The following is a 14,572-nucleotide window of genomic DNA, read 5'->3' as shown; positions in this document are numbered from 1 at the left end:
TATTTTAGATAGTGGAAGCTACTTTTTTATAAAGCTCAATAGAATCTTTGATTCTTTGGGCGAAGTAACCTACGACCTAATTAACTTAAAAATGTCCTAGCAATCACTTGGTCTAGGCGCAGAAGGGCCAAGACCAATGGAACAAAGCCAATTCAGTACTACCTCATGCAGCACGTTGATGTTGTCTACCTGGCAGTGTTCTAATCCGCCAAGTCTTCTATCCTCTATGGCGAAGAACGTCTTATTTTTCGAACCAGCCTGCTCATAATTTTTAAGAGCTTGTGTTAATGGATTAGGCTGAACTAATATCTCTTCTGCACCATGCATCACAAGAAGAGGGCATTCTATCTGGTGAAGCACGCCTTCGAGATTGTAGGCAAAACGCGGATTTCCTGCAAAGTCATCCAAGCTTTTTGCACCCAGGATTCTCATGCCGTGAGCAGCCAAACTTGTCGGCATCCATTTTAGCATTGCTTCCCAGTCGAATGCATGAGTACCTCCGTCAGAGATGACGGCAGCAATCCTATGGTCAAAGGAAGCAAATCTAAGTGAGTCGTATGCCGCAAAGCTCTCACCATGGACAATAATCTTGCTAGGATCCACTTCCGGTCTAGTTAGAAGAAAGTCGATTGCTCTTGAATGAAAAGCCTCGCTATCAGCTCGTCTGCCCTTTCCCTTTTCGTACATTGAGAGACCGGTTCCTGGCTGATCATAGACCATAAAGTTATATCCACAGGAAATAAATGCTGGTCCTAACCAAAAGTAGTTCTCAACTGACCACTCATCACCACCATTGAGAGCCAAAATTGTGGGCTTCGGACCTTTTATCCAAGAAGGTGAGAAAAAGTACCCATCCAACTTAACATCCTCATAATCTACTTGGATTTTCTCTGGTTTTACATCGAAGTACTTTCCTGCAGCTTCGAAGAGTTCATTTACCTTCCTAAATATACGGATTTTCTCGGTGTCATTATCCATCACAGCATATTCAGCTATTCGGTAGTAATTCAAAGCACGAATGTAACAGTTACGTGCTGTATACCAGTTTCCAACAGCGTCTGCCTCCTTGCCATGCCTTTCCAAGGCTTCTGCTGTTATAAGCCATTCTCTATGCCATGTTTCCTTATCGTTTGGATCTATTTTTTTGCATGCTTCATAAATTTCGGTGACATCAGTAGCACCAAGACTTGCCATACCTAGAGCTTTAGTTACTTGATATGACATCATATAGTTGTTTGGCCAACGGCTGAATTCAATTGACATTACAGTATCCTCCTTTTTTAATTCCATTGATTACTCCCACACTACTCTGATTGAGCACAAAAGTATATTATTTGAAATGGTAGCACCTATCTATGTGGATTCCATAAACTTGATTTTATACCATATTACTTCCTCCTATGAATTTACTTGTAGTGTTTAAGCTATAAGTAAATCTTACGATATAAAAATAAAGCTTCTCTAAAATTAAAATAAATCTTTATAAAGAAAATATAAAAAATTATAAAGTGCTAAAAAGCAAAAAGACCACTGCCTGGTTCTGTACTTTCAACCAGCAGTGACCTTTAATTTATTGTAAAAAAATAAAATTATTGTTTTGCAAGTGGAAGGCTGAACTTTATACCCAGGCCTCCATACTCAGAACGATATGCACAGATTTCTCCACCATGATGTTCAATAATTGATTTACAGCTTGCAAGTCCAAGCCCTATCCCGCCATTTTCAATTTGCCGGGATTTATCCACAGTGAAAAATTTAAGAAATAGTGAAGAGATATCCTTATCCGGTACTCCAGTCCCATTATCCTCAATTTCAAAATAGGCATAAGGCCCTTGTGAGTATCCAGTCATATACACTTTTAACTCATTTTTTCCTCCATATCTTACAACATTACTGAAGAGATTACCAAAGACCCGACCTATCATAATTTCATTGACCATAAGCATCATATCTTCTGTGAATAAATGTTTGTAAACAAGCTCACAGTCAAGTCCTGATAGCTCATATTCATATTCTAGGGCAATGTTTTCAAATAATTTTGATGCATTAACGAGTTTCACGGTCATGGATCCTAAATCTAGTTTCTCTTTTGTAAAGCTTACAAAGTCATTTATAAGTTCAGCCATATATTTTGACTTTTTTTGAATCAACTCATAATATTCCTGTTTTTCATTTTCTGGTAGACCCTTTTGCATAGCTAGCAGTTCAGCAAAACCATTAATAGATGTTAATGGTGTTTTTAAATCGTGAGCAATGGCAGCAATCATATCCGTTTGCTCTTTGTGCGCTAGTTGAAGCCCCTTTTCCATTTTATTGAAGTGATTGTAAAGTTCTCCAATCTCATCATTACTAATTAGAGCAAGTGGTGGCAATGGATGCACAATATTTACTTTTTCCAGCCTAGCATTAAGCAACCTGATTGGTTTTTCTATACAAAAGTAAATATACATAATCAAAATAATAAAAATGAAACAGGCAATAACAACTATAGGAAAGAGTAATCCTATATATGAAGGGTTCAGTAATGAACTGGATATAGGTGAATATACTGCAAAGATAAACTTTAAATAGATTCCAATTAAAAACATAAAAACTATAAACATCACCATGAACAGTAAAGGCAGCTTTATTTTCAGTTTCATATTATTACTCTCTTTCCTTGTACTTATATCCGATACCCCAAATTGTTTTAATAAAGTCATATTCAGGGCCAAGTTTCTTACGAATATTTTTTATATGAACCGTTACGGTATTTAATTCTCCGTATTCATCTCCCCAGACATATTCATATATCTGCTCACGAGTCAATACAGTATTGGGGTTATGCATGAGCATGGACAATATTTGAAATTCCTTTGTTGATAAGTTAAGCTTTCTGTTATTTAAAAATGCTTCAAAGGTCTTATCATTCAAGATGAGAGGAGAATCAGTCGTTTCTCTATTGGGGCTAAGTTCATTCCACTCTTTAAACAGCCTGTCAACTTTTCTGAAATTGGCCCTTATCCTGGAAGTAAGCTCCTGAATGCTAAAGGGCTTTGTCATGTAATCATCTGCCCCTATTTCGAGCCCAACGATTTTATCAATATCCTTATCTCGGGCGCTTAATAACAAAATTGGAGTATTATAAGATTTTCTGATACTTCGGCATACATCAAGACCATCCATACCAGGCATCATTATATCAAGAATGATGAAATCAATATGATTTTCTTCCAATGCACATAAGGCTTCTTCTCCAGAATATGCTGGAATCGTTTCAAATCCCTCATAACTTAAACTCTTTGTTATGAGTTTTACTATATCTTTATCGTCATCTACAACTAATATCTTTTTTTGCATTTTTGCACCTCCGAGCTGCTTCAATAAGCTTTCTCTTCAAATTATGAACCCAAGTAATAAGTAGTCTTCCTATAATTGGCATTCAGACAGAAAATCCACATACTATGCTCTTTACATAGGAAGCAAAATATTATTAATAATATCCTCAGTACTCTCTTCCGTAAGCTTCCATACAATATTATATCATTTATAATTAGCAAGGAGGGCAAATTTAAAGCTTTTTCAGAAATAGTATTTAACGAAAGTGAAATCTCATTACGATTATTTGCTCTTGTTATAATGGTTTCAATTGATTTACGAATATAATTTTTCTCATTAAAACCGTTAAATAAATCAAATGATGGCATAACCGTAGATAAATTTGATGACAAAAAACTTCTTTTAATCATTATAACATTACCTGCTTCTAATTTAATTTCAATATCTATCATCATGTTCTTTGATGAAAAATTTTAATTCTTAGCAAAAAGAAAAAAGCCTACATGGGGGAACATGTGGCTTAATAGGGGATATTATTTAATAATAAGTCTTTCACATCAATAAAACTTAATTGTCCACGATAACATGTTTATTGATAATTTTCGACTCAATTACAAATAAGATAATAACACTTAAAATATAATTAGTCAATATATTTTTATAAAAAACATTATATTTCGACATTATTTTTTTCTTTTTATGCAGATTTTAAGTTTTTCACAATAAACATGATATTATTGTATCCTAATATACTTATATTAAATTTTTGTTCACACATACCTAGATAATCTTAATTATGGAAAATTAGAAATGTATAATTAAATTGATTATAGGAAAATTTACTATTAGCACTAGTCATAATAGTAAAAGGAGTGAATAATCTATGAGTGAAACTATATTAGAAAAATCAAAAGGTAGAGTAAGTTATCATGATTCTGTAGAAGAAATGCTTAAAAGAATTAGAGAAGATGGAATGTCTAATGCATTTGATAGATATGCTCTTCAAGACAAAATTAGGTGCAAATTTTGCCTTGAAGGTCTAAGCTGTCAATTATGTTCAAATGGTCCATGTAGAATAAGTGAAAAAACAGGTCAAACCAAAGGTGTATGTGGAATAGGTCCTGATGCCATGGCAATGAGAAACTTTCTTCTAAAAAACATAATGGGAGCAGGTACATATAGTCATCATGCTTATGAAGCTTTTAGGACATTAAAAGCTACAGCCGAAGGAAAAACTCCATTTAAAATTACAGATGTAAATAAACTTAAATGGATGTGTGAAAAAGTAGGTATAGATACAAGTCAGGAAGTTAATGATATGGCCATAGAATTAGCTGTTCTACTTGAAGATCAACAAAGAATTGGTGTAGAAGATAAGAATATTATGATTGAAGCTTTTGCCCCAAAAAAGAGAAAAGAATTATGGAGAAAGTTAGATATATATCCTGGTGGAACAGTTCACGAGGAACAAAATTGTGTAGCTAGTTGTCTTACAAATGTGGATGGAAGCCACGTTTCCTTGGCTATGAAAGCTCTTAGACTCGGTATAGCAACTATATATAACTCTCAGATAGGTCTAGAAATGGTGCAGGATATACTGTTTGGAACACCAACACCACATGAAGTTAATATGGATTTAGGAATCATGGATCCAGAATACGTAAATATAGTATTTAATGGTCATCAACCTTGGCCTGGAGTTGCCACCATATTAAAATCAAGAACGCAGGAAATTCAAGAAAAAGCAAAAGCTGCTGGTGCTAAAGGTCTTAGAATAGTAGGTTCCATAGAAACAGGTCAGGAACTACTGCAAAGATTTGAAATAGATGATGTATTCGTAGGTCATATGGGAAACTGGCTTACTATAGAACCATTATTAGCTACTGGTACTGTGGATGTATTTGCAATGGAAGAAAATTGCTCACCACCAGCTATAGATATGTATGCTGAAAAGTATCAAATAACTTTAGTATCTGTAAGTACCATAATTGATTTACCAGGTCTTGATGAAAAAATCCCTTATGATCCTTCTAAAGTAAATACTATGGCTGATAGATTAATTGAACTTGCTATAGAAAATTTCAAAAAGAGAAAAGAAAGAAAAATTCAGCCAATGGTTCCTAAAAAAATTCAAAAAGCTGTAGCTGGTTTCTCCACTGAAGCTGTTTTAGGGGCTCTTGGTAATAAACTTGATCCATTAGTAGATGTAATATCCGCTGGAAAAATTAAGGGAGTTGTAGCTCTTGCAAACTGCTCCACACTAAGAAATGGTCCTCAAGATTCCATGACAATAAATCTTACAAAAGAACTTATAAAAAAAGATATATTAGTTGTCAGCGCAGGATGTGGAAATCATGCTCTTGAGGTTGCAGGACTTTGTACTGTAGAGGCAGCTAATAATATGGCTGGTGAAGGGCTAAAAGAAGTATGTAATATGTTGAAAATTCCTCCAGTGTTAAGCTTTGGAACTTGCACTGATACAGGAAGAATATCTATGCTTGTTACTGCTCTAGCAGATCATTTGGATGTTGATGTATCTGATCTTCCAATAGCTGTTACTGCTCCAGAATGGATGGAACAAAAAGCAACTATAGATGGAATTTTTGCATTAGCCTATGGTGCTTATACTCATCTATCTCCTACTCCTTTCATGACAGGAGCTCCTCAGCTTGTAGAGCTTCTAACTAAAAAAGCAGAAGATGTAACAGGTGGAAAAATTGCACTAGGAGATGATCCTGTTGAAGTAGCAAATGGTATAGAGGCTCATATAATAAATAAAAGAAAAGGGTTAGGCTTAAGTTAATATAAAAAACCATGCATGTAAGGAAGTTTATTTTCCTATTTATGCATGGCTTTTGTTTTTATATAAGGATTTAATTCATTTTACAGCAATCCATTATATAATGTTTCAACTATTTTTCATTATTAGTCTTATTTTTGTTTACTCTATTAGGTTTTGCTTTAGGCTTTATAACTGTATTTTTTCCTCTGGAATTACCGTTTCTACCCTTATTGTACATAGCTCCAGTCCTCAAATCTATAAACCATAAGAAAAAAACTATAAATACTGCAGACTGTAAGTACTGCCATACACTTTCAGATAGATTGTATTTATAATAACTCGCTATTATATTAGGCACAAAAAATGCTAATATTGCTATGGCCAAAATAATCCACTTATTTGGATGAAATTTTGATAATACATGAATTTTTAACTGATTGTAAACAACTACAAAAATTATTACGAAAAATAAAACCTGCAAAACTACTTTTGTCCATAAAGGCATCTATTTTTCCCCCTTTACTTTTGTCTATTAATTCTATTATTATATACTTTTCCTTTTATATCAATACCTTTTTTAATTAAACATTATAAAATCAATATCTAACCACTTACAGTACTATTATTTTAAAATATTCAAAACTTTAATATTTGCTATTTATAAATAATGATTATCGTGATATAATATTATAAAAAGGAATAGGGGGTAAAATATATGATTGATTATAAACAACTTATGAAAGATATACTTGATAAAAAGGTAAAGCTTGAACTTATGCTTGATAGAGCAATAAAAATTGGTTCTCAAAATATTACTAGTGAAAGTGGTTTTTTAGAAGTATATGAATTAAGTGATTCTGAAAAATATAGAGCCATATTAACTAGAGGTGATGATATTTATTATTCTGAAACAGAATTGTGTGCTGATATGCAGCAAAACGGTTCTTGTACTTATCGATATGAACAAATATATAAAGTAATTTTAAATGACAATTGTAAATGTGAATGTGAATGTAAATAAAAAATAAAAATATTGCCCCCATTTTAAATTTTAAGGGGCAATATTTTTTATTTGATAGGTAATATCTTATATATCTAAACCTGCTGATTTTCTAAGTTTATCTACAGATTTATCTTCTTTATTGTTTTGGAGCATCATATATACGTAAATTGGAATACCCATGAGCAATAGTAAAAATCCATACATTACTGTCTCTGCTCCTGTTCCATAAATTGCATATATAGAGTATATTAATGCAATTAGTGTAACAAATGAACTTTTTAAGAAATTCCAAAAATTAAAATCCTTTGAATGTTTAGTCAAAAGCACTATCTCTGCTGCAGTTGTAAAAGTATATGCTGGCAAAAATGCTAAAGTTGCTAGCAGCATCATAAAATCAAAGGCTGACCTTAAAGTACCAACATAGTTCATTACTAATAGTAGGTTGGCACATATACCACTAATAATTAACGCTGCAGCTGGTGTATTATATTTTGGATGAATTTTTGCAAATACCTTTGGAAACAATCTATCCTCTCCTGCTGCAAAAGCACCTCTAGCTGTAGTCATAATCCAACCAGAAGTTCCTCCTAACGTTGATATAATAGCTCCTATTGCAATAAAAGCACCGCCCCAAGAACCACCTGTTACACTATTTATAATATCCGCAAGTGGAGCATCTGATTTAGCAAGTGCCGCTTGATCAATTGCTCCCATAGCAACAACACTAATAAGAATATAAATAACTGCTGAAATTAAAGTACCATATATAGTACTTTTTCTTATGTTTTTTTCTGGATCCTTAATTTCTCCAGCTGGAACTGTTGCACTTTCTAATCCTACAAAAGACCATAACGCTATTGCTATCGCTCCAGATAAAGTTCCCATTCCTGACAACTCTGGTTTAGCTACAGTATTTAAAAATTTAGGATTAAAATGAATTGCAGCAACAACTATAAATACTACTAATGCCAATACTTTAAGTACTGTACTAACTATACCAATAATTCCAGCATTCTTTACACCTAAAATATTAATTATAGTAAAAATCCAAAGAACTGCCGATGTTACTAAAAATGCAATAATTGGTGTATTCGCTTGAGGTATAAAATAGACAAAATAACTCATAAAAGCAGTAATAATAGTTGCATTTCCAACCCAAGTTGCAATCCAATAACTCCATGCAATTAAAAAACCTGCAAAATCTCCAAAAGCTGCTCTAGTATAAACAATAGGACCTCCTGTTTTTGGCATAGCTGCTCCCATATTACCAAAACTCAATGCAATTAATAAAGACCCTATAGCCGTAATAGTCCAAGCCAAAATAGCTGTTTTTGGATTAGATGCTCTTGCCAAAGATGCTGGTGCCATAAAAATTCCAGAGCCAATAATATTTCCTACCACAATTGCAGTAGCAGCAGCTAATCCCAATTCTCTCTTTAATTTGCCCTCACTCGAGTTTCCTACTCCTTGTCCCTTATCCATGTTTTTCCTCCTTTTATAAAAAATAAATATATGAATACATTTTTTAATAAGCAAACATTTTATTTTTAATAAGCAACCACTCTATTATACCAAATAATCAGCATTACTGCACCTTGTTAAAGTTATAATGTAATAATATAAATTAACTTAAGATAAATTAACTTTTTATAATTTGAGCAAAAATTTAATTACATACAATTAAACTTAATTTAAATTCTATTCAAGCAAAACTTAATTTTCTGAATTTTTTATATATAATTATATGCTAGATAATAATACTATAAACTTAACATTTTATATTTCATACTGGAATCCCGAATATTTCACAGGATTACAGTATGAAAAACAAATAATAATTGTTTAATTAATATACTTTTATTTATATTTCTACCTTTACCTTTTCTTCTACTGCTTTTAAAAGTTCTCCACTTGTTAAAAGCTCTTCACATTTTTCTAATTCTTTATACATAACTTTGTCTTCTGCTATAAAGTCTACCTTATTTCTTACTGCTTTATATACTTCCTGAGTACCTTTACCTAATTTAAGTCCATCTCTAAAATCTATAGCCTGACAAGCAGCCATAAGTTCTGTTGCAACTACTCTAGTTACATTATTTACAATCTGTAAGCCCTTTCTAGCTGCAATAGTTCCCATACTTACATGGTCTTCCTGGTTAGCAGATGAAGGAATGGAATCTACACTAGCTGGATGTGCAAGCACTTTATTTTCTGATACTAAAGCTGCTGCTGCATATTGTGTAATCATAAATCCAGAATTAAGTCCTCCATTTTTTACTAGGAATGGTGGTAAATCATTTAATTGATAATTTACTAATCTTTCTAATCTTCTTTCTGATATATTAGCAATTTCAGATGCTGCTATACCAAGAAAATCAAAACTTAAGGCCATAGGTTGTCCATGGAAGTTTCCTCCTGATATTACATCTCCATTTTCAAATACAATAGGATTATCTGTAACAGAGTTTATTTCAATTTCTACTCTTTCCTTAACATAGTTTATGGCATCCTTACTTGCACCATGTACTTGTGGTACGCATCTTAAAGCATAAGCATCTTGAACTCTTAATTCTCCTTGATTAGTTGCAAAAGTACTGCCTTCTATTAAATTAAGTATATTTTTAGCTGTTTGGATTTGTCCTTTATGAGGTCTTACCGCATGAGCTCTTGGATCAAAAGCATCTCTTATTCCTCTTAATGCTTCTATAGTCATTGCTGCTGTAATATCACTAAGTTTCAAAAGATTTATAGCCTTATGTACAGCTAATGAACCTACTGCAGTCATTACTTGTGTTCCATTTATAAGTGCCAAACCTTCTTTAGCTACAAGTTCTACTGTTGGTATTCCTGCCTTTTCCATAGCTTCTTTTCCTGATAAAATTTCGCCTTCAAATTCAGCTTCTCCTTCCCCAAGCATAGGTAATACCATGTGTGCAAGAGGTGCTAAATCTCCAGATGCTCCTAAAGAACCTTTTTCTGGTATAGAAGGATGTACCCCTTTATTTAACATATCTAATAAAGTTTCAAGTACACTTAATCTTATTCCTGAATATCCTTTAGATAAATTATTTGCTCTTAAAAGCATTATTGTCCTTACTATTTCCTTTGAGAACTTTGCTCCAACACCACATGCATGTGATATTATTAAATTTCTTTGAAGTGTTTTGCACTGTTCTCCTGTTATAGTTACATCTGAAAATTTTCCAAAGCCTGTTGTAATTCCATATACTATTTTATTTTTATCAACTATATCATCTACTATAGCTCTTGATTTTTTAACTTTTTCTTTGGCTTCTTCTGTAAGGTAAACTTTATAATCATTGTACGCAACATTTATAATGTCCTCTAAAGTAAGACCTTCACCTTTTAAATTAACAGTTTTCATTATTACACGCCTCCAAGTTTTAAATCAATTTATTTTCTATTATAATCATAATTTCTTCTTTTCTCTTTTTACTATTTTCTAATAAAACATTACATTTATCCCTTAAATCCTTCTTGTATGCTTCATCCTTTAAACCCATAATATTTATTTTTACATTTAATATAGCACCTTCTACTGCAGTTTCTGTTAATGAAGCTGCAACACCAGCATCTGATAACGCATTTTTGTTTCCATACTTTACTGCTATATATATATAGTCATAAATTCCATAAGCCCTATTTGCTACTTCTAACGGAATTTCTAGTGATTCTTTGTTGCCCTCTGCTATTTTTTGTTTTCTAGCCTTAATTTCTTCATCTGTATTCTTAGGCATTTTAAATGCTTCCATTAATGACAAAAAAGCATTTGTATCTCTTTCCATAAATTTCAAAAATTCTTCTTTTAATATACCAACATTCTCCAAAGACTCATCAATATCCTTTTTTAATTTTTCTTCATATTCCATATATTCTTTTTTTCCCACAGTAAGATTAAACACCATACTAGCAAGAGAACTAGCTAAAGAAGCTGAAAGAGCAGCTATACTTCCTCCACCTGGAGCTGGAGATTTAGAAGCTAATTCATCTATGAAGTCTTTTACAGTTAAATTTTGCAGCATTTTATATTCCCTCCAATTTTAGAAATATATTAACTAATATACAATCTTTCCAGCTTGCACTACAATAGCTCCATTTTTAACCACTGTATCTATTGCATTCACCCCAAAATGATACATCAAATAATTTAAATTTTTAGCATCGAATATAGCTATATCAGCTTTCTTTCCTTTTTCAATACTTCCAATTTCTTTTTCACGACCAACTGCACAAGCTGCATTTATAGTCATTGCATTTATTATTTCCTCTGGCAGCATTTTAAGCCCAAAACATGCAAATGTCATTGTACTTTGTAATGATTCTGTAGGAGATGTTCCCGGATTACAATCTGTAGCCAATGCTACTGCAACTCCTTCTTCTATCATTTTTCTGGCTCTTGCAAATTTATTCAACATTAGATAAAAGGATGTAGTTGGTAAGAGTACTGCAACTACATTATTTTCTGCCATAGCCTTTATTCCTTGATCTGAAGCTGCTACTAAATGTTCTGCAGATACTGCTTTAATTTCTCCTGATAGTTCTGCTCCTCCTATAGATTCTATTTCATCTACATGAATTTTAGCTTTAAGCCCTGCTGCTTGAGCAGCTTTTAAAATTTTTCTACTTTCATCTATTGTAAATACGCCTTTTTCACAAAAACAATCAACAAAGTCTGCTAATTTATGTTCCTTTACATAAGGAATTACCTTTTCAATTATAAGATTTATATAACCTTCCCTATTTTCTTTAAATTCCTTAGGTACTGCATGAGCTCCAAGATAAGTTGAAACTATATCCATAGGATGCCTTTTATTTAAATTGGCATTCACCTGTAACATTTTTATTTCATTTTCAAAATCTAAAGCATAACCTGACTTACTTTCCACTGTAGTAGTACCATGAGCAAGCATTAAATCCAATCTATTCCTTGTATACTGTTCTAGTTCTTCTATTGACGCTTTTCTTGTATTGCTTACAGTACTTAAAATTCCGCCTCCAGCATTTAATATGTCTATATACTGAACATTTTGAAGTTTTAAAGGTAATTCAAATTCCCTAGAACCTGCATAAACTACATGAGTATGGCTATCTACAAGTCCAGGAGTTATAGTTTTACCATATGCATCTATTACAGTTTCATCATCTTTTAAATATTTTTTATAACCTTCTCCGCTGCCCACTTCTACTATAGTTTTATCCTCTATAACTATATATCCATTTTCAATTACACCTGCATCTTTTAATTTATCCTTTTTTTTAGGATAATCTCCTGCACAAGTTACTAGACAGCTTATATTTTTAATTATCATTCAACCACCTCCAGTAAAATTTGTACTCTTAATTTTTTAATTTATAATTTAACTTCTACAGTTTAGAAATATTGCGAAGCTTTGCTTCGCAATATTCTTATTTAACTTTACTAAAGTATTTCTCCACTTCCTTCTTTACACCTTCTCCTTCAACCAAATAAGGAAGTGTTACATGATCTGTGCCTTGATGAGTTTTATTGAATTCCATTACTGTTTCAATCGAATGTTCATTTCTTGCCCAAGAACGTCTGGAAACACCACTCATAACATCCCAGCTAAGTGCTGATTTAATTATTTCATCTGCTTTATAACTTCCATCTAATACTAATCCAAAGCCTCCATTTATAGATTTACCTATTCCAACACCTCCACCATTATGAAGTGCAACTAAACTCATTCCTCTAGCTGCATTTCCTGCATAGCATTGGATAGCCATATCTGCCATTACATTACTTCCATCTTTAATGTTTGAAGTTTCTCTAAAAGGAGAATCTGTTCCACTAACATCATGGTGATCTCTTCCCATCATTACAGGTCCTATCTCACCTTTTCTTACCATATCATTAAATTTAAGTGCTATATTTATTCTTCCAATTGCATCTTGATATAATATTCTTGCTTGAGTTCCAACTACTAATTTATTTTTTTCTGCATCCTTTATCCAATTGTAGTTATCTCTATCTTGATATCTTCTATTAGGATCTATACATTCCATAGCAGCTTTATCTGTTTTAATTAAATCTTCTTCTTTTCCACTTAAACAAACCCATCTGAAAGGTCCATATCCATAATCAAATAGTTGAGGTCCCATTATATCCTCTACATAAGAAGGGAATATAAATCCATCCTTTTCATCTATTCCATTTTTAGATATTTCTTTAACTCCAGCATCATATACAGCTTTCATGAAGGAATTACCATAGTCAAAGAAATATGTTCCTTTATCTACTAAAGCTTTTATTAATTCAAAATGACGTTTTAAGCTCTTATCTACTAACTTATCAAATTTTTCTCTATCTTCTGCAAGAAGTTTTGTTCTTTCTTCAAAAGTAATTCTCTGTGGGCAATAACCGCCTTCATATACAGCATGACAAGAAGTTTGATCTGATAATAATTCTACCTTTATATCATTTTTAACTACATATTCTAGTAAGTCTACTATATTTCCATGATAAGCAATGGACATAGGTTCTTTTTTCTCCATATATTCATGTGCAATTTTAAATATTTTTTCTAAGTCAGAAGAACATTCTTTAACCCATCCTTGGTTAAGTCTTGTATCTATTCTAGACTGATCAACTTCTGCTATTATACCTACTCCATTTGCTATTTCTATAGCTTTTGGTTGAGCACCACTCATTCCTCCAAGACCTGAAGTTATAAATAAATGTCCTCTCAAGTCTCCATCATTTGGTATTCCAAGCTTCATTCTTCCTGCATTAAGAAGTGTATTAAAAGTACCATGAACTATACCCTGTGGTCCTATATACATCCATCCTCCTGCAGTCATCTGTCCATAATTTGCAACACCCATTTCCTCTGCTATTTCCCAATCTTTTTGATTATCAAACATTCCAACCATCATAGCATTTGTTATTATTACTCTTGGTGCATCTGGTTTTGATTTAAATAATCCAAGAGGATGACCAGATTCAACTACTAAAGTTTGGTCCTGAGTCATAACTTCTAAATATTTTTTTATAAGTCTATATTGCATCCAGTTCTGACACACACTTCCTGTCTCTCCGTATGTAACTAGTTCATAAGGATATAAAGCTACTTCAAAATCTAGGTTATTTTCTATCATAACTTGAAAAGCTTTACCTTCTGTACATTTTCCTTTATATTCATCAATAGGCTTTCCGTAAATTCTTCCTTCTGGACGAAACCTGTATCCATAAATTCTTCCTCTTGTAGTAAGTTCCTCTAAAAACTCAGGTATTAATTGTTCATGATATTTAGGTGGAATATATCTTAAAGCATTCTTTAAAGCAATCTCAGTTTGTGATTTAGTTAAATGAAATCCCCTATCAGGTGCTCTTCTTATGCCTTCAACAAATTTAGGCATTTCAGGCAATTCATCATCCAATTTTATAGTCATAGCTTCTTTAATATTAATATTATTAATCATATTATTTC

Annotated in this window: 11 protein-coding genes; 2 read left to right on the top strand and 9 right to left on the bottom strand. The window is 32.4% G+C overall.

Annotation, left to right across the window (positions count from 1 at the left end; translation table 11 throughout):
• Window positions 1-96: 96 nt before the first annotated feature.
• The 3 genes from Ccar_RS23100 to Ccar_RS23090 form a co-directional block, all read right to left on the bottom strand.
• Window positions 97-1,263, bottom strand: a complete 1,167-nt coding sequence (locus tag Ccar_RS23100) for an alpha/beta hydrolase (RefSeq protein WP_034826731.1) — start codon at window positions 1,261-1,263, stop codon at window positions 97-99.
• Between the two features lie 326 nt (window positions 1,264-1,589).
• Window positions 1,590-2,642, bottom strand: coding sequence for a sensor histidine kinase (locus Ccar_RS23095; RefSeq protein WP_007065120.1), 1,053 nt, complete (start codon window positions 2,640-2,642; stop codon window positions 1,590-1,592).
• A gap of 4 nt (window positions 2,643-2,646) precedes the next feature.
• On the bottom strand, window positions 2,647-3,339 hold the full coding sequence (locus tag Ccar_RS23090; protein ID WP_007059224.1) for a response regulator transcription factor: 693 nt from the start codon (window positions 3,337-3,339) through the stop codon (window positions 2,647-2,649).
• Window positions 3,340-4,201: 862 nt separating this feature from the next.
• On the opposite strand from Ccar_RS23090, the gene cooS reads away from it, so the two are divergent.
• Complete coding sequence (gene cooS, locus Ccar_RS23085) at window positions 4,202-6,121, top strand: anaerobic carbon-monoxide dehydrogenase catalytic subunit (RefSeq protein WP_007059226.1); 1,920 nt, start codon at window positions 4,202-4,204, stop codon at window positions 6,119-6,121.
• A 109-nt stretch (window positions 6,122-6,230) separates the two neighbouring features.
• Here cooS and Ccar_RS23080 read toward each other — a convergent pair whose 3' ends face one another.
• Window positions 6,231-6,605 carry a hypothetical protein gene (locus Ccar_RS23080; protein ID WP_007059227.1) on the bottom strand — a complete coding sequence of 125 codons (375 nt, stop codon included), beginning with the start codon at window positions 6,603-6,605 and terminating at the stop codon, window positions 6,231-6,233.
• A 210-nt stretch (window positions 6,606-6,815) separates the two neighbouring features.
• On the opposite strand from Ccar_RS23080, the gene Ccar_RS23075 reads away from it, so the two are divergent.
• A complete protein-coding gene (locus Ccar_RS23075) occupies window positions 6,816-7,121 on the top strand; it encodes a hypothetical protein (RefSeq protein ID WP_007059228.1) in 306 nt (101 codons plus the stop codon).
• Window positions 7,122-7,187: 66 nt separating this feature from the next.
• Here Ccar_RS23075 and Ccar_RS23070 read toward each other — a convergent pair whose 3' ends face one another.
• The 5 genes from Ccar_RS23070 to Ccar_RS23050 all read right to left on the bottom strand — a co-directional run bounded on the left by Ccar_RS23070 (window position 7,188) and on the right by Ccar_RS23050 (window position 14,564).
• Entirely contained in the window at window positions 7,188-8,585 is a 1,398-nt protein-coding gene (locus tag Ccar_RS23070; RefSeq protein ID WP_007059229.1) for an APC family permease, read from the bottom strand.
• A gap of 379 nt (window positions 8,586-8,964) precedes the next feature.
• The gene (gene hutH / locus Ccar_RS23065) at window positions 8,965-10,488 is read right to left on the bottom strand and encodes a histidine ammonia-lyase (protein WP_007059230.1); all 1,524 of its coding nucleotides are present in this window, start codon (window positions 10,486-10,488) and stop codon (window positions 8,965-8,967) included.
• Window positions 10,489-10,507: 19 nt separating this feature from the next.
• A complete protein-coding gene (locus Ccar_RS23060) occupies window positions 10,508-11,146 on the bottom strand; it encodes a cyclodeaminase/cyclohydrolase family protein (RefSeq protein WP_007059231.1) in 639 nt (212 codons plus the stop codon).
• Between the two features lie 33 nt (window positions 11,147-11,179).
• Window positions 11,180-12,433, bottom strand: a complete 1,254-nt coding sequence (hutI, locus tag Ccar_RS23055) for an imidazolonepropionase (RefSeq protein ID WP_007059232.1) — start codon at window positions 12,431-12,433, stop codon at window positions 11,180-11,182.
• 97 nt (window positions 12,434-12,530) lie between these two features.
• Window positions 12,531-14,564 (bottom strand): urocanate hydratase, encoded by a 2,034-nt coding sequence (locus tag Ccar_RS23050; protein ID WP_007065123.1) that lies wholly within the window; start codon window positions 14,562-14,564, stop codon window positions 12,531-12,533.
• Window positions 14,565-14,572 lie beyond the last annotated feature (8 nt).

This window comes from Clostridium carboxidivorans P7 (genome assembly GCF_001038625.1).
Lineage (GTDB): Bacteria > Bacillota > Clostridia > Clostridiales > Clostridiaceae > Clostridium_AM > Clostridium_AM carboxidivorans.
Note: the sequence above shows the minus strand (reverse complement) of the source record. Positions and strands in the feature narration are given on the sequence as shown.

Bases quoted from the DNA above. Each gene is read 5' to 3' on its own strand.
- Ccar_RS23070 (WP_007059229.1), bottom strand. From the start codon at position 8,585: ATGGATAAGGGACAAGGAGTAGGAAACTCGAGTGAGGGCAAATTAAAG.
- hutI (WP_007059232.1), bottom strand. From the start codon at position 12,433: ATGATAATTAAAAATATAAGCTGTCTAGTAACTTGTGCAGGAGATTAT.
- cooS (WP_007059226.1), top strand. From the start codon at position 4,202: ATGAGTGAAACTATATTAGAAAAATCAAAAGGTAGAGTAAGTTATCAT.
- Ccar_RS23080 (WP_007059227.1), bottom strand. From the start codon at position 6,605: ATGCCTTTATGGACAAAAGTAGTTTTGCAGGTTTTATTTTTCGTAATA.
- Ccar_RS23090 (WP_007059224.1), bottom strand. From the start codon at position 3,339: ATGCAAAAAAAGATATTAGTTGTAGATGACGATAAAGATATAGTAAAA.
- Ccar_RS23050 (WP_007065123.1), bottom strand. From the start codon at position 14,564: ATGATTAATAATATTAATATTAAAGAAGCTATGACTATAAAATTGGAT.
- hutH (WP_007059230.1), bottom strand. From the start codon at position 10,488: ATGAAAACTGTTAATTTAAAAGGTGAAGGTCTTACTTTAGAGGACATT.
- Ccar_RS23100 (WP_034826731.1), bottom strand. From the start codon at position 1,263: ATGTCAATTGAATTCAGCCGTTGGCCAAACAACTATATGATGTCATAT.
- Ccar_RS23060 (WP_007059231.1), bottom strand. From the start codon at position 11,146: ATGCTGCAAAATTTAACTGTAAAAGACTTCATAGATGAATTAGCTTCT.
- Ccar_RS23075 (WP_007059228.1), top strand. From the start codon at position 6,816: ATGATTGATTATAAACAACTTATGAAAGATATACTTGATAAAAAGGTA.
- Ccar_RS23095 (WP_007065120.1), bottom strand. From the start codon at position 2,642: ATGAAACTGAAAATAAAGCTGCCTTTACTGTTCATGGTGATGTTTATA.